The sequence below is a fragment of the Halomonas campaniensis genome, assembly GCF_002211105.1.
Taxonomy (GTDB): domain Bacteria; phylum Pseudomonadota; class Gammaproteobacteria; order Pseudomonadales; family Halomonadaceae; genus Vreelandella; species Vreelandella campaniensis_A.
Genome location: NZ_JPUA01000037.1, coordinates 335,412 through 356,764, shown reverse-complemented (window position 1 = coordinate 356,764; position 21,353 = coordinate 335,412). Strand labels below are relative to the sequence as shown.

Sequence of the window (21,353 nt, the reverse complement as noted above, 5' to 3'; positions counted from 1 at the left end):
AAATGATGTGCGCTGCATAGACCGTCATGTTTTCAATCACATGGTGTCTATGTAAGGCACCTCATCATATCGCTTAACAGCTAAACGAAAAGGATGTCTACGATGGCGAAAAAACCGACAGGTAACGGCAACACGCCAGCGGGTGAGCCACTCTCCACCGTTTCATGCGGAATCGAACAACTGTTATTGGCAGCTCTCGAGCGGGGTGGTAGCTGCCTTGAAACCGGGCGCTTCCTGATCAGTTACCGTGAGGGAAGAGTTGAAGAGGGGATCAGAGCGCTGAAGGCCCAAAAATTTCGGGTCGCTGATGCGCGAGATTTCACCGACCAAGCCGTTAGCCTGGAAGATGCCGGAGATGCTGAGGCAATGGTATTTCCGGAGCTTGGAGTGGCACTGGTAGGCGGCGATGCCCTACAGCAGCATGGCATGAGTGCGCTGGGCAAGGTTCCTGCGGATAGCCCTATCGAAATTATTGAGCCAGAGTATTTCGCCTTTTCTGAAAATTCTGAATACCTACGGGGTTTTTTGCGGGCAGCCAGCACTATCGCCCGTGACCTTGGCGTTGAGCTTGATGAGGGCGAAGAGAACCTTGAAGAGGACGCCCTTCGGCCAACTTGGGGGCTAAACCGCTGTAAGGTGCCGCAAAGTAGCTGGAGTGGCGCGGGTATAAAAGTTGCCGTGCTGGATACCGGGATGGATCTCGGTCACCCGGATTTTGAGGGAAGGGAGCTCGTAACCCGCTCATTCGTCGGGGAGCCGGTGCAGGATATCAACGGGCACGGAACACACTGTATCGGCACGGCCTGTGGCCCCCAATCACCCGGTGGCCACACGCCCCGTTACGGGGTCGCGTATGAAGCGCAGGTCTTCGTCGGCAAGGTACTGACCAACTCGGGCAGCAGTACCGGGGCGGGGGTGCTCGCTGGCCTGAACTGGGCCATCGCCAACCGGTGTGAAGTGATCTCGATGTCGCTTGGCAGCCAGAGTCCTGTGCAGGCCGCTTACACCCATGCTGGTGAAGCGGCACTGCGTAATGGGTGCCTCGTTATCGCTGCGGCAGGTAATTCAGCAACCAATACAGGGGCGCCTGCCAACTCGCCTACCGTAATGTCGGTGGCATCTTTGGATCCGAACCTGAAGCCCTCCAGCTTTTCCAATCATGGCAAGATTGAAATTGCCGCGCCTGGGCGCGATATTTTCTCCTCATGGCCCCGGCCCACTCGCCATAAGACGATTAGTGGCACCAGCATGGCGGCACCACATGTGGCAGGCTGCGCGGCACTGTGGGCGCAGTCGGATGCCTCATTGCGGGGAAGGAAACTCTGGGAGCAGCTGGTGGCTTCGGTGCAAGAGCTGCCATCACCGGAATCCGGCGTGGGAGCAGGGTTGGTGCAAGCTCCCTGATGCTGGACGACGCGCGCTGGGCAGGCGCTCATTTCAGGCCGCCCAGTGCACTTACTATGGAGATATGCCAGATGCCAACGGTAGCGCTATGGTTGATCACTATTTCCAGCGATCAACCGATAAATGAGATGGCCACGCGCCTCAGCGCTGAAGGGTTAACCATCCAGGAGGTGCTGGAGGAGATTGGCTGTATTACCGGCTCGGCTGACGATGCCACGGCGGAACGGCTGAAAAAGATCAAAGGCGTAGTGGATATAGCGCCTGATATGCAGATCGATATGGGGCCACCGGGCTCTGAGGAGACTTGGTAAGTTCAGTCAATATTTCACTGGGCTTGATGACGCGATGGTTTTAGTGGAGATGTGATATGGCAACCCCCGCAAAGAACACTGTTTGCCTTTGGTACGATGGTGGTGCAGAAGAGGCAGCGCGCTTTTACGCTGATACCTTTCCTGATTCGTTTGTCAGGGCGGTTCATCACGCACCGGGAGACTTTCCATCGGGTAAGCAGGGGGATGTATTGACCGTCGAGTTTACCGTGATGGGCATTCCATGCCTTGGGCTCAACGGCGGGCCTGGGGTTACGCACAATGAGTCGTTCTCTTTTCAGGTCTCAACGCATGACCAAGCCGAAACAGATCGCTATTGGAATACCATTGTTAGTAATGGTGGCAAGGAAAGCGCCTGTGGCTGGTGCAAGGATAAATGGGGAATATCGTGGCAGATAACGCCTGCGGTGCTGATTAACGCCGTTACCAATCCCGATCCTGCCGTCGCAAAGCGAGCATTCGACGCAATGATGCAGATGAGAAAAATCAACATTGCTGAGATCGAAGCAGCAATTCACGGTTAAGATATTGAGTAAGCTAGACGATCATCATCCGCTTGGTGCTGGCCAGTGGGGTATTTACTACGGCTAATTACCTCTTCAAGTTTTATAACGCATCTAACACATCAAAGTGATCGCAGTTAGCTATATCCACTAACTCGACTTGGATATGGCTAGTCTTTAATGCTGCGACAAAATCGTGCGCTTGTTGGCGAAAAGCGGGCGGATCATTTTCGGCGATCACCACTTGGCATGGGGGTAGTTTGCTCGAATCGGCAAATATAGGACTTAACGCAAGCACTTGGGTTGGGGTGAGCTCCAGCGCTTCGTTAACGTAGGTATCCACCAATGGCGTTAGGTCATAAACGCCGCTCACCAGTATCAATTTATCAATGGGTATATCACCACTGGCGGCTACCCAGTAAGCCAGCTGGGCACCGGCGCTATGGCCGCCTAATACAATCGACCACACGCCACCGTTATCCGCGAGGGCGTTGCATGCCGCCGCAATCCCCTCAATGCACTGGTTCACCATGGTGTGAATGGACGTTTCCGGTGCTAAGCCGTAACCCAGGGAGGCGAAGGCCATGCCTCGGGCCAGGTAGCGTTCAGCCAGAAAGTCCGTCGCGGTGTTATCCAGCGCCTGCCAGTAGCCGCCGTGAATGAATAGCATCAATGGCCAGGGGCCCGAGGTACTTTCCGGAACAAACAGGTTGAGGCGGGCCGCCGGATCTTCACCGTAGCGCAGGGCAGTCGGCTGGTGGCTTGCCACCAGGTCGATACCTAAAGCTGCCTGGCGCCTTAAAGTGGCTTCATAATCCCGAGCGAAATAGCTCGGCGAGTAGGCGAGATTCAGGGGTGTTTCAGTCATCACGTACCTCTATTAGGTAACGGCACCACGCACATGAAACTGCGGATCCTGGTACTCACCGTTTTCCATTACCTCACGGAAGTGCTGGGCGGCCTGCCAAACATCTTCAAAACTGAGGCATAGCGGGGTAAAACCAAAACGCATTAAGCCGGGCTCCCGGTAGTCGCCGATTACACCGCGGGCAATCAAGGCTTGAACGATAGCGTAGCCGTTTTGACTATCCACCAGTGATACCTGGCTGCCGCGCTCACTGGCTGATGGGGTTATATCGTCAATATGATGAGTGGTAAAAATATCGCTTAAACACTCTCGAAACAGGTCGCTCATGGCCAGACTTTTTGCTCTCAGCGCCTGCATGTCCACCTCGCTCCATAGGTCGAGCGAGGCTTCCAGAGCGGCGTATGCCAGTGCCGAATGGGTGCCAGTGCGAAAGCGGGAAATATCCCCCGCTGGGGTGTAGTCCGCTTCAAAAGCGAAGGGCGATGCATGGCCGTGCCAGCCGGAAAGCGGCTGCCAACCTTTGTCTTGGTGATCGCTATGCACGTATAAAAAAGCTGGCGCGCCAGGGCCGCCGTTAAGGTACTTGTACGTACAGCCTACGGCGTAGCGAGCGCCGCAGCCGTTTAGATCAATGGGCAGTGCGCCTGCGGAATGGGCCAAATCCCAGATGATTTCCGCGCCGTGGTCGTGCACCAATTTCGTGGTGGTGGCCATATCGCGTAATTTGCCAGTACGGTAGTTAACTTGGCTCAGTACCACCACGGCTACACCGTCGAGGTGTTCGGCCAAGTTGCCTCCTTCGGGCAGGAAGCGGTGTTCGGCGCCACTCACCCGGCAATAGCCTTGGGCGATGTAGCCATCGGTCGGAAAGTTGCCGCCTTCGCTAAGAACCGCCTGGCGACCCTCCTTGCCTTGGCCGAGGATATACCCCAGCAGCTTGAAGATATTTAGCGTGATATTGTCAGTGACGCTCACCTCGCCGCGTTGCGCACCAATCACCGGGGCTAGCAGATTGCCCAAGCGTTCCGGAGCATCGAACCAGCCCTGGTTCCAGCCTTTGATCAACTGGTCGCGCCATTGATCCAGAGTCTCACCGACCGCCTGTTTGGCAGCCTTCGGTTGAGCGCCCAGTGAGTTGCCATCAAGATAAAGCACGCCTTCAGGCAGGGCGAAATGGCTTTTAAAGTCTGCTAATGGGTCTTGGCGGTCACGCTCACGAACACTATCCAGGCTTACAGGCATATGGCTGCTCCGAAAAATTGTATGTCGCTGTTTTGAATATCAAGACGGTAGTTAAACTGGGTGCGCAGCAGCGCGCCAAGTGCTTATATCGTCGTCCGAACACTCCAGAGTTCAGGGAAGAACTGAAGATCTAGCGCTTTGACCAGATAATTCACCCCAGCCGTTCCCCCTGTGCCGCGTCTATAGCCAATGATACGTTCGACTGTTTTCATGTGGCTGAATCGCCAGCGCTGAAAGTTGAATTCGACATCCACCAGTTTTTCAGCCAGCTCGTAAAGATCCCAGTGCTGTTCGCTGTTGCGGTAGATTTCCGTCCAGACCGCTTCCACCTCGTTACTGGCGGTGTAGGGGATACTCCAATCGCGTTCGGTTGTGCTTTCAGGAATGTTGAAACCGCGTTGGGCAAGCAGTTGCAGCACGATATCGTAAAGACTGGGCGAGTGGAGGGATTTCTGAAGTTTTTGGTAGTGTTTGGGTTTTGATCGGTGGGCTTCGATTAGCTTGGCGTTCTTGTTACCCAGCAGGAATTCCATTTCCCGATATTGATAGGACTGAAATCCAGAGCTCTGGCCAAGGCTGTCTCGGAAGCTGGCATAGTCGGCGGGGGTCATGGTGACCAACACTTCCCAGGCCTTGATAAGCTGTTCCTGAATTCTGGAAACCCGCGATAGCATCTTGAAAGCAGGGCGCAGGTTATCTTCTTGAATATGCGCTGCGGCGCCATGAGCTTCGTGAAGGCACAGTTTGATCCATAGCTCCGATACTTGATGGATAACGATAAAGAGTAATTCATCGTGTTCATCAGACGCGGGATTTTGGCAAGCAAGCAAGGGTTCCAGATCCAGGTACTGGCCGTAGCTTATATCCTGATCCCAATGAATGGCTTCATTATCGACGCTGTTTTCTTCAGGAGTCGTCATTTTATTCTGCCTTGGTGGCTGTGCGATGTGTGGTTGTTGTCGTTGGTTTGAAAGTCTGTTCTTTTGGCTCACCTAAGTCCCAGAGTATACCGGCGGCGAGCTTCAGACCCTGCTCGATAATCGTTTCGAGCAGGTGTTCATCGGGGGCGTGCTGATCGCACGATGCATAGGAGTGAGGCAGCCACACCCTGGGCGCATATTGATGTCTGGGTCATTATTATCGAAGCAACGGTAAATTAGGTCGCTAACGTATTTGGCATAAAAGCTGTCGGTGAAGCCCGCTACGTTAAAGACTGTCTGGTTAAAGCTGTTATCTAACCCAGAGATCGTTTTATTCAGAGGAGCAGTTAATGCTTCTCTGTGTATGCACCGTATAGAGTCATTTCTTATTCGATAACTATTCCTAATTGACGCGTGGGCTAGTTTTTTTTAAGCTTAATCTAATAGACTGTTTCGTCTATAAAAGCTGTTCTAGTTTGCTACGTCAAGCCCAGTTTCTCCAAGGAGCGGAAGTGAAAACACTTTTCTTTGTAAAGCTAACGTCGTTAGTGGTTGGTATTGCCTTGCTAGTCGCTTCTGCATTTCTATTGCTTAATACAAGAGACTTTCTTTCAGAAGCCGTTATCACTGAAGGTACGGTGCTTGAGCTGGTTGAGTCTCGCTCAAGTGACTCGATTACTTATCGCCCTGTGGTTCAATTCACAAATGAAAGCGGTCAGCTAGTGAGTTTTACATCATCGACAAGTAGCAATCCGCCCAGCTACTCCCCAGGTCAGCAGGTGGAGGTTTTATACCAGCCCGGCGAGCGAAATAGTCCCCGAATCAATAGCTTTTTTTCACTGTGGGGAGCAGAGGCGATTCTTGCCGGTATAGGCGTCGTGTTCTTGCTGGCAGGCGTCATTCTTATGTTCGTGCCTGAGTTTAGGCGTCGCAAAGGCGAATCTTTAAAGCAAAATGGTGTGCCTATCGATACCCACTATCAGGGGGTAGAGTTAAATACACGCTTCTCCGTGAATGGCAGGCACCCATTCCAGGTGATCACCCAATGGCAGAACCCTGCCACCTCGGAAGTGCATATGTTTAAAAGCCAGAATATCTGGTTTGATCCATCGAATTACATTCATACTGATACGATCACCGTGTTTTATGAGAAAGGTGATCTTCAACAATACTATGTCGACATTTCCTTTCTCCCTAAGCTTGCAACGTGATGTATGAACGTACGATATTGAGTTTGTTGGCTACTTTTTTCACGGGCTAGGCGTTCATTGTCTAGCTTTTCATAGACCGGCTTTTTACTGACGAATAGCTACTAAAAGGAAGCACCATGCTGCTTACGCTTATCATCATCGTGGCGATCATCGCCGTTATTGCCTTTTATGTCATCGGTGTCTACAACCGACTTGTGTCGTTGAAAAATCGCTTTGAGAACGCCTTTGCCCAAATCGAAGTACAACTTAAACGGCGGCATGACCTGATTCCTAACCTCGTTGAAACTGCCAAGGGGTATCTGAGCCATGAGCGGGAGACCCTGCAGTCAGTCATCGAAGCACGTAATACCGCATCCGCTGGGCTAAAAGCGGCCGCGGCAAACCCGGGCAGTGCCAAAGCGATGGCAGACCTGGGCGGCGCAGAGGGCGCGCTGACACAGGCGATGGGACGGCTCAATGTGGTCATGGAAGCCTACCCGGATTTGAAAGCCTCAGAAAATATGCAGCAGTTGTCAGAAGAGCTAACCAGTACTGAAAACAAGGTGGCCTTTGCGCGGCAATCATTTAATGACGCGGTGATGCACTACAACACTTATCGGCAGAGCTTCCCGCCGGTAGCAGTGGCTGGCATGTTCGGCCATGGGCAAGATGCCTCGTTGTTAGAGTTTGAAGACAGCGCCCAGATTCAAGAGGCGCCGAAGGTGTCGTTCTAAGCTCAGGGAAAACGCGACATGGATTTTTTTACCGCGCAGGATCACGCCCGGCGTAAAACCGGGCGTCTGGTTGTTTTGATGGTACTGGCAGTGCTCGCCCTGATTGCTGTTACCACGTTGGCAATTGCCATCGCGCTGCATCTAATGGGGGAGCAATCTGCTACACAAACCAATCTTTCTGCTCAGGGTATGTGGTCAGCACTCTCGATTGAGCTTGTCACTGGCGTTGCAATTGCCGTGCTGGCCGTCGTGGTGTTGGGTGGGCTATTCAAACGCAGTCAACTAAAGCGTGGTGGCCGGGTAGTGGCCGAAGCCCTGGGTGGACGCGAGATCAATCTTAATACCCGTGATGCTGATGAGCGGCGTATTCTCAATGTGGTTGAAGAGATGGCGATTGCCTCTGGAACGCCAGTGCCCTCCGTGTATGTGCTGGAGGAGGAGAGCATCAATGCCTTCGCCGCCGGTTATCAAACCAATGATGCAGTGATCGGGATTACTCGCGGCACGATTCGTCACCTGACACGGGATGAGCTGCAGGGCGTCGTAGCTCATGAGTTTAGCCATATTCTGCATGGCGACATGCGGTTGAATATGCGCCTGATCAGCATACTGCATGGCATCCTAATCATTGGCTTATTGGGCGGAACATTGCTGCGTAGTATGCGCTTTCGGCGGGTCGGCGGTGGAAAACGCGACAACTCAGGCGCTGTCGTTTTAGCGCTGGGGGCGGCGCTAATGCTGATCGGCTACGCGGGTACCTTCTTTGGTAACTTGATCAAGTCGGCGGTCAGTCGGCAGCGTGAATATCTGGCGGATGCCTCTGCGGTGCAATTTACCCGCAACCCTCAGGGGATTGGTAACGCGCTGGTTAAAATCGGCTCGCATACCCAGGGCTCTTACCTGCAAGCGACACAGGCCGCGGAATTCAGTCATCTTTTCTTCGGTCAAGGCGTGCGGCAGGGGGTTAGCCAAATGATGGCCACCCACCCGCCACTTAAAGATCGCATCAAGCGGGTAATGCCGGACTGGAATGGCCGCTTCGAAGCCACTTTGCCCACCCCGCAAGCCGAGAGTGACGCACCAGAACCAGAATACAACGATGAGCGGTCTGGCGCGGATCCGACGCTTGGGCGAGGAGCCGGATTGGGAGCAACAGCGGCTGTGTTAACTGGAGCCTCTGCACAAGCGGCCATTAACACCATGGGTCAGCCTGGTCAGCGCCACCTTGCCCAAGCTAGAGCAACGCTAGAGGCGCTGCCTGAGCGGATTAAAACCGCCGCCCACGAGCCTCATGCTGCCCGTGCTTTGGTCTATTCGCTGCTACTCAGCCAGGATAAGACAATGCGTAGGCATCAGCTTAAGGCGTTGCATCAAGTTGCACTGCCAGATGTTTACCGAGCGCTGATGGAGTATGGCCCGGAAATGTTGAGGCTGGATGTACAGTTACGCTTGCCACTGATTGAACTGGCGCTGCCAGCGTTACGTTCGCTTTCAATGGAGCAGGCCCAACACTTTCGCCTCTGTATGGAACGGTTGATCGAGGCGGATGGTCAGGTCAGCCTGTTGGAGTGGACGCTATATCAGTTGGTGTTGAACAACATCAGCAAGCAAGGCAGTGGGCCTGCAAACCTCAAGATAAACGACCTGCAACGGGAGTGTCAGCTGCTACTGACGGTGCTTGCCACCGCCGGGCAAGATGACCCGGTTGAGATAAGCGCCGCGCTCAATGCCGCTGAGAGTGAGCTGCCGTTCTCATTGAGGGTCACTGACGATATAAGTGATATGCGTGCACTCAGCCTAGCGGTTGAGCGTTTGCGGCGTTTAAAGCCTTTGCATAAGCCTGCCCTGTTGCAAGCGATGGCGCGCTGTATTGAGCACAGCGGACGTATTTTGCCTGCCGAAGCCGAGCTGTTCCGTGCTATGGCCGATATTCTCGATTGCCCCATGCCGCCATTGTTATCAGATGATGCATAGCCAACAATTCGCGCCACAGGGGAACCGCAACCATGGATGAAACGGAATCTTTAAATCGAGCCATCCATGAGGAGGTCGCACTATTTCCCTATGATCCGACTTGGCCAACGCTCTTTGAGAAGGAGCGAGACAGGCTGCTGGACTTATTTCCAGATGAATTTCTAGCCATTGAGCACATCGGAAGTACCGCTGTTCCTGGTCTATCGGCCAAGCCAATCATCGATATTCTGGCTGGCGTAGACTCAATATCCCGGGCCGATGAGTTATTGGAGCCGTTGTGCCGTGCCAAATATGCTACATCAATGGAGTACAACGCTTCTTTGGTCGGGCGGCGTTGGTTAATGCGCTGGGCTGAGGGGCGTAGGACGCATCATCTGCATCTTATGGTGTATGGCAGCGAGGAGTGGCACCGTCGGCTGGCGTTTCGCAATAAGCTGCGTGCTGATACTAAACTGGCGCAACAGTATGAGAAGCAGAAGCACCTATGGGCAACAGAGTTCCCTTCAGACCGAGAAGCTTACACGGCTGCAAAGGGGGATTTTATTAACGAGGCGTTGAAAGATAGCCTTTAGTCAGTGCCGTTACGGGACAAATAGGATGCTAGTTAAGAGCCTTGTAAGGCCTAAAGATGAAGGCACAGCCGCGTTCTTGCTGGATCACAGTCATTAAAACCTGGCGTTTTTGACAGCTAAATAATTAAGGAAAATAACGGTGTTTGATTACTCGCTGCTTCACTGGATGTCGTTTTTCACCGCGGCTGTGCTTTTGAACCTATCACCGGGGCCAGATATCGCCTACATACTGGGGCAAACGTTACGCAGTGGACGACGACATGGTGTCGCCGCGATGTTAGGGATTTGGACAGGGGCGGTGCTGCACGTCGTGATGGCTGCCGTTGGTCTTTCAGCCGTTCTGGCGACCTCCGCACTGGCGTTCTCGATTGTTAAATGGGTGGGGGCTGCCTACCTGATATGGCTCGGTATTAATATGCTGCTCTCCAAAGGGGATCAATTTGTCTCAGCAGACAATCCGGGCAACAAGAACCTCTCCGCTGTTTACTGGCAGGGCGTGTTGGTATCAGCGCTAAACCCCAAAGTAGCAATCTTCTTTCTGGCTTTCCTGCCGCAATTTATCGTGGAAGGCGCTGGCCCTGCCGAGGCTCAGCTGTTATTGCATGGCAGCCTGATTATTGCGGTCGCCGCTGTCATAGAGCCCCCTCTGGTAATCGCGGGGGCGAAACTGGGGGCTTTTCTAAAGAGAAAACCGCGCGTTGGTGTATGGATGGATAGAGGCCTAGGGGCACTGTTTGTGGCTTTAGGCGCACGGCTGGCGGCTAGTGCTAGATAGATACGCAAGGTACGGATTTCCTGAGTCAGCGATTTCCGTACCTTAAATGCGGATTGTTCACATAGCCTTTAGGCTGGTTCGGGAATCGAAGCGTCCCGAAACGCCACCTGCAATTCATTAACCAGCGCTTCGACTTTATCTACTGCCTCGGCAACGGACGCGGCCAGTAACTCACCGCCTACTTCCTGGCCTTCGATCGCAATGGAATGAAGGCGGGTAATACCGATAAATCCCAGTGCCGTGGCCAGATGTGTTTCCAGGTGGTTCATATGGGCCATTTCTTCGCCAGGCGACATATTTACGCCGCCTCTGGCAGTGAGAATAACGGCATGCCTTGGCCGATCATTCAGTTTTGGAATGTAAGGGTCGGTCGGGTTGCTCTCATCGATCTCCACCGTTCGGCCCGCTCGTACCACTTGATCGACCCATGCCTTTAGGGCAGCTGGCATGCCGAAATTGTAGAGCGGCGTGCCGATCACCAGAATGTCCGCTGCCATCAGCTCATCGACCAGTTGGTCGCTTTCAGCCAGTGCTTCCCTCATCCAGGGTTCTAGCCGTTCTTCGGGGGTGAAGGCAGACGCAATCCAGTCGTGATTAATAATCGACGGCGGGTTTTGACCTATATCGCGATAGGTGACCGTGTCTTGAGGTCGTCCTGATTGCCACTGGCTGACAAACTGATAGGTTAGATGGCGGCTATGCGAACCGTGGTTATCTGTTCCCGCAATACCGGGTCGGGCACTAGCGTCTATGTGCAGAATATGTGTCATGATAGCCTCCTAATCTGAGTTGATCTCATCTATGATTAACAACAGGCTTAGCTTAGGCCGAGCCTTTCAGCCTAAACAAACGATCTTTTCTTGCCGCTATAGATGAGTAGATCTCATTCATGAGCCATCGCCGATTACCCTCTCTTTCGTCGCTTCGCGCTTTTGAAGCGGCTGCCCGGCATGAGAGCGCCAAGCAGGCTGCGCAGGAGCTGTCGGTGACTGCCACGGCCATCAGCCACCAAGTACGCGGACTCGAAGAGGCGCTGGGCGTTTCGCTGTTTTTGCGTAAGCCGCGTCAGCTGGAGCTGACCCCTCAAGGCCGTGAGCTACAGCAGGTGTTGGAAACTGCCTTTGATAGCATCAGCAGTGTCGTCGAGCGGCTGAGCGCAGTGCCTATTCGCCAAACCGTTACGCTTTCTACCACGCCAGCTGTTGCGGTGCGCTGGTTGCTGCCCTGGGTGTGTATGCTGCGCGATTCCCATCCAGATATTGATCTGCGTATCCATGCTTCACATGAGCCGGTTCCGCTGGATGGGGTAACGGCAGACATCGCTATTCGTTACGGCGATGGCCGTTGGCCTGGGTTGGTCGCGGAAAAGCTGTTTGATAACACCTTTATCCCGACCTGTAGCCCACACCTTGGCCTACACGAGGTAGCCCAGCTACCTTTGCACCCATTGATTCATTTCAGCAGTCAGGGAGCCATATCATCACCACTGGATTGGGCGGCGTGGCAGAAAGAGGCAAAAGTGCCGGGGCTGGACGTGAGTGCCGGGCTGGTATTTTCTGATGAGACCCACGCTATTTCTGCCGCCGTAGGTGAGCAGGGCGTCGCGCTGATGAGTCGTCAGTTGATTATGGATGAGCTGGAGGAGGGGCGCTTGGTGCAACCTTTCGGCCCGGAATTTGAAGGTAAGCCGTTCTTTCTGGTCTACCCCGAAAGCCGACGGCATGACCCGACGATACAGGCTATTCGTGACTGGGTGTTGGCGGTACCGGGAGGGCTGTGTACGTTGATGAATTGACCGTTGCAAACTTTTATACCGTTATCTTGTGAGGTTTGATAACAAGCTACTCTCCTGCTGAGTTGGTTAACAGGGTTCGCTGTTGGATACCCTTCGAAGCTTCGCGGTTGGTCACTATTTAAGCGCCGTTACTCTGGCAGTCAAGGAACGAAACGATGGAAGTAGTTATTAATACTGTAATATCCGAGTTTTCGGATTTTAATGATCTGAGTGAATTCGTCATTGTGGTGATTCGCTTGCTGTTGGCCGCTGTGCTGGGCGGGCTATTGGGGCTCGAGCGAGAGCAGAGAGGCAAGGCCGCTGGAATACGCACCCATATGCTGGTCTGCATGGGATCTGCTGTCTTTATATTTATCCCTCAGCAAACGGGGATCTCTGACGCGGAAATGAGCCGGGTCATCCAAGGCGTGATTGCAGGCATCGGTTTTCTGTGTGCCGGCACCATCATCACCCGTAAAGATGAAAAAGGTACGTCTGGGCTTACCACGGCAGCAGGGGTTTGGTTGACGGCGGCAATTGGCATAGCCGTCGGCCTGGGACGCGAGCAGACGGCGGTTCTGTGTACGCTGCTGGCCTGGGTAGTCCTCTACGTAGTGCCTTTCTTTTCTGATTCAATCAGCAAGAAAAAAGCTTCCCGCTCAGGGCATGATGAAGATAGTGCCGATGTTTGATGGCGCTATAGGAGTGTTGTGGTTTATTGATAGCGACTCACTCGAATTAAAGATTACTCTTTGCGATATAGCACCATACCGGCGTGATATAGCACGCCATCTATAAACTCGCCATCTGCCGTAAAGCCGGTGTCGTCCCAGTATTCGATATAGTTATCCGTCACCTGATAGCGCCCTTGGTAAGCGCTTTCACGCTCACCGCGGGCCTCGTCGTACCGATTATTGGCTAAAAGTTGATGACGAATGCGGCCATCTTTAGTGACCCACATTCCAACATACGGATGGTCTGTCATGGGGGCATTCCCTTCGTTCGGTGTTGTTTGAGCAGAGGTGGCCGCTGGAAAAATAGTGATAATGCCCGCGACCACCAGTGCCCGTGTCCAATAAATGGGAGGTTTGGTTTCTTGCATGTGAAAGCTCCTGTGCTCAAGTGCACACCCGAATAGCTCGGGTGTGACGCATGAGGTGTTATTGGCTGGCGGTAGGTCGCACCACGATATCGCTGGTATCGACGTCATCGGGCTGGTTGATGGCATGGGCTATGGCGGAAGCGATCGCCTCGGGCTTGAGGGCAATCTGGCGGAATACGTCGATCGCTTTTGCGGTTTCAGCGTCGGTGATGGTATGGGCCAGTTCCGATTCCACCACACCTGGGTAGACACAGGTCACTCGTATAGTGTCGGTTTCCTGGCGTAGGCCATCGGAAATAGCGCGAACCGCATTTTTGGTGGCGCAGTAAACGGCGGCGGTGGGCATAACGGTGAGGCCGCCGATGGAAGAAATATTGATCACCTGACCGCTCTGCTGGGCCTGCATCGTCGGCAGAACGGCGGCAATACCATTGAGTACGCCGCGAATATTGACGTCGATCATGCGGTTCCACTCATCAACCTTGAGCGCCGCTAAAGGGGAGAGTGGCATTACGCCTGCGTTGTTGATGATCACATCAATGCGACCATGGGTATGGATCGCAAAATCCGCAAACGCTTGCATGTCTTCAAGATCGGTGACATCCAATGCCTGAAAATCCACTCTGCCGCCTGCTTCACGCAGGGAGTGGGTTAATGCTTCCAGTCGGTCGGTGCGGCGTGCACCAATGACCAAGCGGTGCCCTTGGCCTGCCAACCAGCGGGCAGTGGCTTCACCGATACCGCTGCTGGCACCGGTTAATAAAACAACTTTAGAAGATGGGGTTGATAACGTCGTCATTGAGTAATCCTCTCAGTAATTGACCTTGAGAAGACTAAGCTACCGAGGCGGGCATCTGTATAGGTGATCCTATTGCATCATTGCCTAATCCTATTTGTTTGTTAATGGCGTGCGGCGCGTTAAGCCACCCAGCATGTATATTACTCTTAAGGCGTGACCGACTCGGCGAGTTTATTCAGGTGCGGCACGTATGACAGAGGTGGTTAATATGACATTGAAGAGTGATGCTGTGGTTTACCGTAAGATCGTGGAGTGCCTATACCAACTGGCACCTCACGAAGGCTATACCCAGTCGCTATTGGATGGCGTACGTTTTATGCGCTCTAACCGCCCACTGCAAAATACCTCGGTGCTTTACGAGCCGAGTATCGTCATTATCTGCCAGGGCCGCAAGCGTGGTTACTTGGGGGATGAGGTGTATATCTACGATGCACAGCACTACTTGGTGTTATCGGTTCCCCTGCCATTTACATCGGAAACAGAAGCCAGCCCTGAAGAGCCCATGCTGGGGGTTGCGATCCGCCTGGATGCGGTAGTGATCGCTGAGTTGGTGACGATGCTGGAAGCATCGGGTGAGCCGCCATTAGAGGCGCCGCGTGGCATGCTTTCCAGCCCCCTGGAAGCGTCGCTAGCCGATGCAACGCTACGGCTACTGAGTGCGCTTGCCTCCCCAACGGATGCGCATATACTCGCCCCTTTTATCGTCAGGGAGATCTGCTACCGGGTATTGACGGGAGAGCAGGGGGGCAGTGTTCGAACAGCGCTCTCCCATTATGGCCAATTTGGCAAAATCGCTAAGGCGCTCAACCGTATTCATGCCCACTATGCCGAGCCGCTGGAAGTGGCAAGCTTGGCCAATGACGCAGGCATGAGTGCGCCAGCCTTTCACGTTCACTTTAAGGCGGTCACGCAGACCTCGCCTATCCAGTACATTAAATCCACCCGCTTGCACCATGCGCGGCTGTTAATGATCCGTGATGGGGTGACGGCGGCGTCCGCCGCTAGCCGGGTCGGCTATGAGAGCCCCTCCCAGTTTAGTCGCGAATTTAAGCGCTTCTTTGGCCGCCCGCCAGCAGAGGAAGTGCGCACCATGAAAGCGAGCCTTGATTTATTGCCGCCGACTCACCTGGTCGATATCGCTGTGCCTCACTGATTTTAAGTCTAAAAATACCCCTCAATTATTACTCGAATACCCTTTGCCACGCTTGCCTTTCGTGCCCGTGCGGGTTCCCGTACTTTTCCTTTTCGTATAGCTCCTTCTGGACTTGTTCGTTCGTTTCGGCGGGCCACCGGCCTCTCCCTGGGCGGTTTGCAGGCTCTGCCTGAGCTTTCCTGCATTACTGTGGGAGAGCAAGCCGCGCAGATCCTCCAGCAGTGCCTGCTGAAAGGCGTCGGGGTCGTCCTGCTGTTCGGCAATGGCGCGCAGACGCTGCTCCCATAAGGCGGTACGCTCCGGGGTGCTTACCGCGCTGGGCAGGGCGGCGATCAGGGCACTGCCCAGCTTGGTGGCGCGCAGGGCCTTTTGCTGGCGCACTAAATAGCCACGCTGTACCAGGGTTTCGATAATGCCTGCGCGGGTGGCTTCGGTGCCCAGGCCATCGGTGTCGCGTAGCGTACGGCGTACTTCCGGGTCGTCCACATAGCGGCCGATGTTCATCATCGCCTTGATCAGGCTGGCGTCGGTGAAAGGCTCCGGCGGGCGGGTTTCTTTCTCTTCAACACCTGCGCCGAGTGCCTGGCAGGGCTCGCCTTGAGTGAGCGGTGGCAGTGGTGGGGTTTCATCGCGGGTAGTAAATAGCGGTTTCCAGCCGGGATCGAGAATGCTTTGTCCGCGGGCGCGGAAAGCTTCATTAAGCAGCGTAAATTCGGCTTTGACTTCGAAGGTGCGCAGCGGGCGGTAAAACTGGGCCATGACGTTGCGTACGATCAGCCGGAATACGTGGCCTTCGGTAGCGGAGAGCTGGCTGAAATCAGCGGGCTTGCCGGTAGGGGCGATCGCGTGGTGGGCGCCGACCTGTTTATCGTTCCAGGCTTTGGAGCGCAGCGTGAAGTCTGCGCCATTCAGCCACTGCTGAAGCGTTTCGTCGTTTTGGCAGGCACCGGTGAGGCTGCGCTGGGCAAGCTGAAGATGCTCTTCGGGTAGGTAGCGGCAGTCTGAACGCGGGTAGGTAATCAGTTTGTGCCGCTCATAAAGCCGCTGGCAAATATCCAGCACCATCTGCGCGGAAAGCCCGTGGCGGCGGGCGGCGTCTACCTGAAGGGCAGAGAGCGAGTAGGGCAGTGGTGGTGCCTGGCGTTTCTCCTGCTGATCGAGCTTGGTGAGTTGCCCTGATGCACCGGGTAACTGCGCCGCCAGGGCTTCGGCGGGCCTGCGGTCAATCAAACGGCCTTGGTCATCGAGAGGTTGGTGCTCTTTGGGCGCCCACCAGGCTCGCAGTTGGCCTTGGGCAACCTTGAGATCCACCCATAGCGGATAGAACGGATGGGGCACAAAGTCACGGATGGCGTTATCGCGGCGCACGATCAATCCCAGCACCGGGGTTTGCACGCGGCCGACAGAAAGCACACCGTCGTGGCCTGCCTGGCGGCCGGTGAGCGTCCAGGCGCGGGTTAGGTTAATGCCATACAGCCAGTCGGCACGGGAGCGGGCCTGGGCTGCCTGAAACAGCGGTTGATACTCAACGTTAGAGCGCAGTTTTGCCAGCGCTCGGCTCACTGCCGGTTTATTAAGATCGCTAATCAGTAGCCGCTGCACCGGGCCGCGATACTTCATGTACTCAATGACTTCCTGCACCAGTAGCTGGCCTTCTCGGTCGGGATCGCCGGCGTGCACCACATCCGTTGCTTGCTTGATCAGCTTGCGAATCACTGCCAGTTGGCCCCGCGCCTTAGATCGCGGCATCAGTTTCCACTGCTGCGGCACAATGGGTAGCCGATCCAGCCGCCACTGTTTGTCGGCGGGGTCGTAGGCTTCCGGCGGCGCTTGTTCTAACAGGTGCCCCAGGCACCAAGTGACCGTGGTATCGCCACATACCACCGCGCCCTCCTGACGTTTGCTAGTGCCCGGTAACGCCTCGGCAATGGCTTGGGCGAGGCTGGGTTTTTCGGCAATTATCAGGCGCATAGCAGCGAAGCCTTCATCGTATCCTTTAATGGCGCCTATGGTAGCAGACACATCGATCTATATAGAGCATGGTCTCGTAGGGGGATGTATAGTGATGCTAGATATTTTCAAAATATTTTTGATGTATCAATTTTGTATAAATAATTCGGCTTAGTTAAGTGGTGAGTTGAGTAACCAGGAGAGGCAGCAAATGCGTGATCACGGCAGAACGCGTCGTTTAATGGGATTGGGGGCACGTACCGGTGGGGCGTTGCTTAAAACCCGTTTAGGTGGCCAAGCGGACTGGCGCGCCCTGGGTGAAGCGCTGTTTGAGGGGCTTTCAGAGCTGAAAGGCCCGGCCATGAAGCTGGCCCAAATTATGTCCCAGTGGGACGACCTGCTGCCGCCTGATCTCGCCGAGGAGCTTGCCCGCCTACAGCGGCAGGCCGAACCGATGCCCTGGCCGCGTATTCATGAAGCGCTGATTCAGCAGTATGGCGATATTGACCACTACTTCAGCGAAGTAGAAGAGCGGCCCTTTGCCAGCGCCTCCATGGGGCAGGTTCACCGCGCCACGACCCATGAGGGCGAAATTGTCGTGCTCAAGGTGCAGTACCCTGGCCTTGCCGAGGTGCTGGAGAGCGATTTGATTCAGGTGCGGCGCATTATGCGTTTAGGCCGCTGGTTTAAAGTGCCCCAGGCGCGCTTGGACGCTCTGTTTGAAGAGCTTGCCGAAAGCCTGCGTGGTGAGCTGGATTACCACGCAGAAGCCGCTGCGCTGGCCCGTTACCGTGAGCGCTATAAGGATGACCCTCGGCTGGTAATTCCCGAGCCGCTGACTGAGCTTTCCGGCCCCCATGTCTTGGCGATGCGCTACGTGGAGGGCACTCCTCTGCGTGAATTAGCCGATGCAGATGACGCGACGCGCCAGGGTATTGCCCAAACGCTGGCCGATTGGATTACCCAAGAGCTGTTTACTTACGGCGAACTACACGCCGACCCCCATGCGGGCAATTTCGCCGCCGATGTCCATGGGCGGCTGGTGATTTACGATTTAGGTGCGGTGATTGCCGTGCCAGATGCGCGCTTGAAAGCAATGATGCAACTGCTTGATGCCACGCTAAAACATGATCCAATGGGGATGGATGAAGCCTTGATGCAAATGGGTGGCCGCCAGGGGCAGGGGGCCCCGCTGGCGCTCTATCGTGAATCCGCTGAATGTATCGCGCCGCTGTTTGAACCGGGGGAGCAGGATTTTAGCGATGTACGGGTACACCGCCGTCTGCGCGAGCTGACCCCGAAAGTATGGGCGGCGATGGATCGCCTGCAGCCCCCCGCCGATACGCTGCTGCTCTCCCGGGCGCTGAACGGCCACTACTGGAATCTGGTACGTTTGGGCGCGCGGTTGGATATGCATGAGCGAACCCGACCACTGCTTGATTGGGCGTAAACCATCCAGGCGAGTGACTCCCTAGCCAAGGGGTTTCAGCCAAAACACCATGGGCTTATGGCTTTCCGCCTGCTCGCCAATATCTCGCCAAGCGAAGGTGGTGGCAAGCTCGCCGTGGCGCTGGTAGCCATGGGCGTTCCAGAAACCGTGAAGCGAGCGGTAGTCGGCAGGTTTAGCGGGGTGATCTGCGGGTCGCTCTACCGCGCAAAAAGCGGCTATATCAAATCCCTGCTGTTTGGCGTGGGCTTCTCGTTCGGCCAAAAAGCGTTTACCCGTTCCACTGCCACGATAGGTGGGAAGCAGCACGGATTCACCATAGTAGAAAACGCGCTCGGGATTGATGCCGTTGGTTATAAACGGTTGGCGGAATTCGTCGACCTCATCCTGAAGAGGTTGTCCGGTTGCTGCCCCCACCAGCTCTTCTCTGTCGAAGGCCAGTACGAATAAACTATTCGGGTTCTCAGCATAGCGACCTAAATAATCCGCTTCGTAGCTGAGTTCGCCATCGTAAAGGTAGGGAAAGTCACGAAATACTCGAATGCGAAGGCGGGCAAGCGCTGGCAAATGGGGGGCTATCGCCGAACCTTGGCAGAGACTAACGGTCAGTTCGCTCATTGCATCGCTCCAGTCGACTCGAACGCTTTATGGTTTGCTCAAATCGCTGCACTCTAGCAGCCCTTAACATCGTCGCCAATCCTCTCTGCGTGAACCCTAAGGGACATGCTAAACTATGCCGCTTTTAACACAGTGGAGACGGCAATGCTGGCGGTATGGGTCGATCAGCTGCTGGGATTCGCCTCCGGGGCACTCTCGGCAATCAGGCAACAAGAACACTATCCGGATTTTATGACCTGGGTGCGCGCCCAAGGCGCGGACGCCTTTGAAGGCGATGTGGCCATGGCCCAGGCGCTGGCACCGGTGCTATGGTCGCAAACCCCGCTGGAGCGGCTCGATTTCGCCTGCGAGCCCCTCGCCACGCCGGGACGTAATGAACCCTGCTGGTGTGACTCTGGGCGTAAATTCAAGCAGTGCTGCTACCAGGTTGAGTTTCCCACCGACATACCCGACCAGATGATGTGGATGCTCTCGCTGCGCGAATGGAAGGGTGCGACCCTGAAAGCCGCATTGGAGAGCCAGCGGGCACCGGCTCAAGCACTGCTGGAAGCCGGGTTGATCGCCGCTGAAAGCGGCCAGACGGGGCGCGCAATGCAAATCCTTGAATCGCTGTTCGATGGTAGCGATTGGTCACGACTGCCCGAGCAGGCCGAACCCGCCTTTGAAATCCTGCTGGATATTTACCAAGAGCGCGGCTTTAGCCGTAAACGCGCCGACCTGCTGGACGATGTGATGGAGCGCGGGCCGCTGTTCTTACGCGGTGTGGCGCTTGAGCGACTGTGTTTAATGCATCTGGACAACGATGACCTGGACAGTGCCCGGGGCGCCTTTGTTAAGGCTCAGCAGGCGCTGCCTGATTCGCCCACATTGGCCTACATTGAAGCCATGCTATTGCTGCATGAAGGTCACGAGCAGGAGGCTAAAGAGCGTGCCAACTTCTGGTACCGCCGCCTGGTGCGCCAGGGCGAGCTGGATGAAGATCAGTTGGAGTTTCTCGCCGCGTTGGCGGATAACCCCGGTGCGACGCTTGCCGATCAGTTGCTCAGTGCGGAAGAAGATCTGGCCACCCCGCTGGTGGCGCTTCAGGCATTGTTGGCTGCGCTGCCGACTGCCCCCAAAATCGATGTCAGCGCTGACCCTGAAAGTGGGCGTTTGTTTTATAACACCAGTGCCCGGGAGGCAACGCTGTTTGCCGCTTGGCATGAGCACTTTCAGGTGCTGGTGGATGAAGACGTAGCGCTGGGCTTTCGTGATGACCCTTGGGGCAACGCCATTGAGTGGATGTCGGCACTCTGCGCGCATCCCGAGTGGCTGGACGCGCCCCAGGTAGTGCAAGACGTAACCTTGGCACTCACCAGCCGTTTTGGCAGCCTGCCCTGGATGGCCCCCAGCCTGCTGGAACCGCTGGCACTGCGCCTTTCGCGCTGGCTGGAACAAGCCCGTGCAGAAGGCGGCGGTAATCTGTGCTGGGACGATGCCGACAACGCCATGCTGCTTCGCACGGGGTTAGCCTTGGTTGTGGGTATGGAGCGCGGTGCTCGCCAGCACTCACGGGAACTCGCCGAGGAGCTACTGCTGATCGACCAGGAGGATAGCTTGGGCCTGCGTGAACTGGTGCTCGACCAGCTACTGCGCGATGATCGCAATGAAGAGGCGTTAGCGCTGGCTGAAGAGAGTGACGACGATGGCTCGCTAGTGCTCGGACTGCTAATGGGCAAAACCCTGGCGCTCTATCGTTTAGAGCAGCATGAGGCAGCCGAAGCCGCGCTTGTTGATGTGCTTGGCCATAACCGCTACGCATTAGAGCTGATTTGTGCCGAAAATCCCCGTCCCTCTATGCCCCACCCGGATGGCCAGGTTGACCCCGGCACCCGGGCGGAAGCGTGGCAGTACCGCACCTTGATGCGCGATCAGTGGCGCACGACGCCTGGGGCGTTGGAGTGGTTAGAAGCTCACCGCTAGTCTAAACCTTCACTCGGCTAATCCTTCAAGCCTGGCC

At 55.2% G+C, this 21,353-nt stretch carries 21 protein-coding genes; 13 read left to right on the top strand and 8 right to left on the bottom strand.

Annotated elements, in window-relative coordinates; translation table 11 throughout:
• Positions 1–102 precede the first annotated feature (102 nt).
• From JI62_RS19020 to JI62_RS19010, 3 genes are all read left to right on the top strand, one after another.
• Positions 103–1,404, top strand: coding sequence for a S8 family serine peptidase (locus JI62_RS19020; RefSeq protein ID WP_088701663.1), 1,302 nt, complete (start codon positions 103–105; stop codon positions 1,402–1,404).
• 71 nt (positions 1,405–1,475) lie between these two features.
• Positions 1,476–1,715, top strand: a complete 240-nt coding sequence (locus tag JI62_RS19015) for a hypothetical protein (RefSeq protein WP_035578737.1) — start codon at positions 1,476–1,478, stop codon at positions 1,713–1,715.
• Positions 1,716–1,771: 56 nt separating this feature from the next.
• The gene (locus tag JI62_RS19010) at positions 1,772–2,257 is read left to right on the top strand and encodes a VOC family protein (RefSeq protein WP_088701662.1); all 486 of its coding nucleotides are present in this window, start codon (positions 1,772–1,774) and stop codon (positions 2,255–2,257) included.
• 82 nt (positions 2,258–2,339) lie between these two features.
• On the opposite strand, the gene JI62_RS19005 is transcribed toward JI62_RS19010, so the two are convergent.
• The 3 genes from JI62_RS19005 to kynA all read right to left on the bottom strand — a co-directional run bounded on the left by JI62_RS19005 (position 2,340) and on the right by kynA (position 5,266).
• The gene (locus tag JI62_RS19005) at positions 2,340–3,104 is read right to left on the bottom strand and encodes an alpha/beta hydrolase (RefSeq protein ID WP_088701661.1); all 765 of its coding nucleotides are present in this window, start codon (positions 3,102–3,104) and stop codon (positions 2,340–2,342) included.
• Between the two features lie 12 nt (positions 3,105–3,116).
• Positions 3,117–4,346: a kynureninase gene (kynU, locus tag JI62_RS19000; protein WP_088701660.1), complete on the bottom strand. Its 1,230-nt coding sequence runs from the start codon at positions 4,344–4,346 to the stop codon at positions 3,117–3,119.
• Positions 4,347–4,429: 83 nt separating this feature from the next.
• Complete coding sequence (kynA, locus tag JI62_RS18995) at positions 4,430–5,266, bottom strand: tryptophan 2,3-dioxygenase (protein ID WP_088701659.1); 837 nt, start codon at positions 5,264–5,266, stop codon at positions 4,430–4,432.
• Positions 5,267–5,778: 512 nt separating this feature from the next.
• Between kynA and JI62_RS18985 the strand changes: the two genes are divergently transcribed.
• From JI62_RS18985 to JI62_RS18965, 5 genes are all read left to right on the top strand, one after another.
• Entirely contained in the window at positions 5,779–6,477 is a 699-nt protein-coding gene (locus JI62_RS18985) for a DUF3592 domain-containing protein (protein ID WP_088701658.1), read from the top strand.
• Positions 6,478–6,593: 116 nt separating this feature from the next.
• Positions 6,594–7,190: a LemA family protein gene (locus JI62_RS18980; protein ID WP_170938597.1), complete on the top strand. Its 597-nt coding sequence runs from the start codon at positions 6,594–6,596 to the stop codon at positions 7,188–7,190.
• 18 nt (positions 7,191–7,208) lie between these two features.
• Positions 7,209–9,164, top strand: coding sequence for a M48 family metallopeptidase (locus JI62_RS18975; protein WP_088701657.1), 1,956 nt, complete (start codon positions 7,209–7,211; stop codon positions 9,162–9,164).
• A 32-nt stretch (positions 9,165–9,196) separates the two neighbouring features.
• Positions 9,197–9,736 carry a GrpB family protein gene (locus JI62_RS18970; protein WP_088701656.1) on the top strand — a complete coding sequence of 180 codons (540 nt, stop codon included), beginning with the start codon at positions 9,197–9,199 and terminating at the stop codon, positions 9,734–9,736.
• 139 nt (positions 9,737–9,875) lie between these two features.
• A complete protein-coding gene (locus JI62_RS18965; protein ID WP_088701655.1) occupies positions 9,876–10,511 on the top strand; it encodes a LysE family translocator in 636 nt (211 codons plus the stop codon).
• Between the two features lie 68 nt (positions 10,512–10,579).
• Here JI62_RS18965 and JI62_RS18960 read toward each other — a convergent pair whose 3' ends face one another.
• A complete protein-coding gene (locus JI62_RS18960; RefSeq protein WP_088701654.1) occupies positions 10,580–11,281 on the bottom strand; it encodes an FMN-dependent NADH-azoreductase in 702 nt (233 codons plus the stop codon).
• Positions 11,282–11,400: 119 nt separating this feature from the next.
• Here JI62_RS18960 and JI62_RS18955 point away from each other — a divergent pair, with 119 nt between their 5' ends.
• Complete coding sequence (locus JI62_RS18955) at positions 11,401–12,306, top strand: LysR substrate-binding domain-containing protein (protein WP_088701653.1); 906 nt, start codon at positions 11,401–11,403, stop codon at positions 12,304–12,306.
• Positions 12,307–12,461: 155 nt separating this feature from the next.
• A complete protein-coding gene (locus tag JI62_RS18950) occupies positions 12,462–12,977 on the top strand; it encodes an MgtC/SapB family protein (protein ID WP_088701652.1) in 516 nt (171 codons plus the stop codon).
• Between the two features lie 53 nt (positions 12,978–13,030).
• Here JI62_RS18950 and JI62_RS18945 read toward each other — a convergent pair whose 3' ends face one another.
• Both JI62_RS18945 and JI62_RS18940 read right to left on the bottom strand, forming a co-directional pair.
• Entirely contained in the window at positions 13,031–13,387 is a 357-nt protein-coding gene (locus JI62_RS18945) for an Atu4866 domain-containing protein (protein ID WP_170938596.1), read from the bottom strand.
• Between the two features lie 58 nt (positions 13,388–13,445).
• Entirely contained in the window at positions 13,446–14,186 is a 741-nt protein-coding gene (locus tag JI62_RS18940) for an SDR family oxidoreductase (protein ID WP_088701651.1), read from the bottom strand.
• 208 nt (positions 14,187–14,394) lie between these two features.
• On the opposite strand from JI62_RS18940, the gene JI62_RS18935 reads away from it, so the two are divergent.
• Positions 14,395–15,339 (top strand): AraC family transcriptional regulator, encoded by a 945-nt coding sequence (locus JI62_RS18935; protein ID WP_088701762.1) that lies wholly within the window; start codon positions 14,395–14,397, stop codon positions 15,337–15,339.
• 21 nt (positions 15,340–15,360) lie between these two features.
• On the opposite strand, the gene JI62_RS18930 is transcribed toward JI62_RS18935, so the two are convergent.
• The gene (locus tag JI62_RS18930; protein WP_088701650.1) at positions 15,361–17,310 is read right to left on the bottom strand and encodes a DNA topoisomerase III; all 1,950 of its coding nucleotides are present in this window, start codon (positions 17,308–17,310) and stop codon (positions 15,361–15,363) included.
• Between the two features lie 190 nt (positions 17,311–17,500).
• Between JI62_RS18930 and JI62_RS18925 the strand changes: the two genes are divergently transcribed.
• The gene (locus JI62_RS18925; protein ID WP_088701649.1) at positions 17,501–18,739 is read left to right on the top strand and encodes an ABC1 kinase family protein; all 1,239 of its coding nucleotides are present in this window, start codon (positions 17,501–17,503) and stop codon (positions 18,737–18,739) included.
• 21 nt (positions 18,740–18,760) lie between these two features.
• Here the strand turns inward: JI62_RS18925 and JI62_RS18920 are convergent, their stop codons facing one another.
• Positions 18,761–19,354 (bottom strand): GNAT family N-acetyltransferase, encoded by a 594-nt coding sequence (locus JI62_RS18920; protein WP_088701648.1) that lies wholly within the window; start codon positions 19,352–19,354, stop codon positions 18,761–18,763.
• Between the two features lie 144 nt (positions 19,355–19,498).
• Here JI62_RS18920 and JI62_RS18915 point away from each other — a divergent pair, with 144 nt between their 5' ends.
• Complete coding sequence (locus JI62_RS18915) at positions 19,499–21,316, top strand: SEC-C domain-containing protein (RefSeq protein ID WP_088701647.1); 1,818 nt, start codon at positions 19,499–19,501, stop codon at positions 21,314–21,316.
• Positions 21,317–21,353: the final 37 nt, after the last annotated feature.

Coding starts and splice junctions, on each gene's coding strand:
- JI62_RS18920 (WP_088701648.1), bottom strand. CDS start 19,354: ATGAGCGAACTGACCGTTAGTCTCTGCCAAGGTTCGGCGATAGCCCCC.
- JI62_RS18970 (WP_088701656.1), top strand. CDS start 9,197: ATGGATGAAACGGAATCTTTAAATCGAGCCATCCATGAGGAGGTCGCA.
- JI62_RS18960 (WP_088701654.1), bottom strand. CDS start 11,281: ATGACACATATTCTGCACATAGACGCTAGTGCCCGACCCGGTATTGCG.
- JI62_RS18955 (WP_088701653.1), top strand. CDS start 11,401: ATGAGCCATCGCCGATTACCCTCTCTTTCGTCGCTTCGCGCTTTTGAA.
- JI62_RS19015 (WP_035578737.1), top strand. CDS start 1,476: ATGCCAACGGTAGCGCTATGGTTGATCACTATTTCCAGCGATCAACCG.
- JI62_RS19005 (WP_088701661.1), bottom strand. CDS start 3,104: ATGACTGAAACACCCCTGAATCTCGCCTACTCGCCGAGCTATTTCGCT.
- JI62_RS19010 (WP_088701662.1), top strand. CDS start 1,772: ATGGCAACCCCCGCAAAGAACACTGTTTGCCTTTGGTACGATGGTGGT.
- JI62_RS18935 (WP_088701762.1), top strand. CDS start 14,395: ATGACATTGAAGAGTGATGCTGTGGTTTACCGTAAGATCGTGGAGTGC.
- JI62_RS18980 (WP_170938597.1), top strand. CDS start 6,594: ATGCTGCTTACGCTTATCATCATCGTGGCGATCATCGCCGTTATTGCC.
- JI62_RS18915 (WP_088701647.1), top strand. CDS start 19,499: ATGCTGGCGGTATGGGTCGATCAGCTGCTGGGATTCGCCTCCGGGGCA.
- JI62_RS18930 (WP_088701650.1), bottom strand. CDS start 17,310: ATGCGCCTGATAATTGCCGAAAAACCCAGCCTCGCCCAAGCCATTGCC.
- JI62_RS18950 (WP_088701652.1), top strand. CDS start 12,462: ATGGAAGTAGTTATTAATACTGTAATATCCGAGTTTTCGGATTTTAAT.
- JI62_RS18940 (WP_088701651.1), bottom strand. CDS start 14,186: ATGACGACGTTATCAACCCCATCTTCTAAAGTTGTTTTATTAACCGGT.
- JI62_RS18975 (WP_088701657.1), top strand. CDS start 7,209: ATGGATTTTTTTACCGCGCAGGATCACGCCCGGCGTAAAACCGGGCGT.
- kynU (WP_088701660.1), bottom strand. CDS start 4,346: ATGCCTGTAAGCCTGGATAGTGTTCGTGAGCGTGACCGCCAAGACCCA.
- JI62_RS19020 (WP_088701663.1), top strand. CDS start 103: ATGGCGAAAAAACCGACAGGTAACGGCAACACGCCAGCGGGTGAGCCA.
- kynA (WP_088701659.1), bottom strand. CDS start 5,266: ATGACGACTCCTGAAGAAAACAGCGTCGATAATGAAGCCATTCATTGG.
- JI62_RS18945 (WP_170938596.1), bottom strand. CDS start 13,387: ATGCAAGAAACCAAACCTCCCATTTATTGGACACGGGCACTGGTGGTC.
- JI62_RS18925 (WP_088701649.1), top strand. CDS start 17,501: ATGCGTGATCACGGCAGAACGCGTCGTTTAATGGGATTGGGGGCACGT.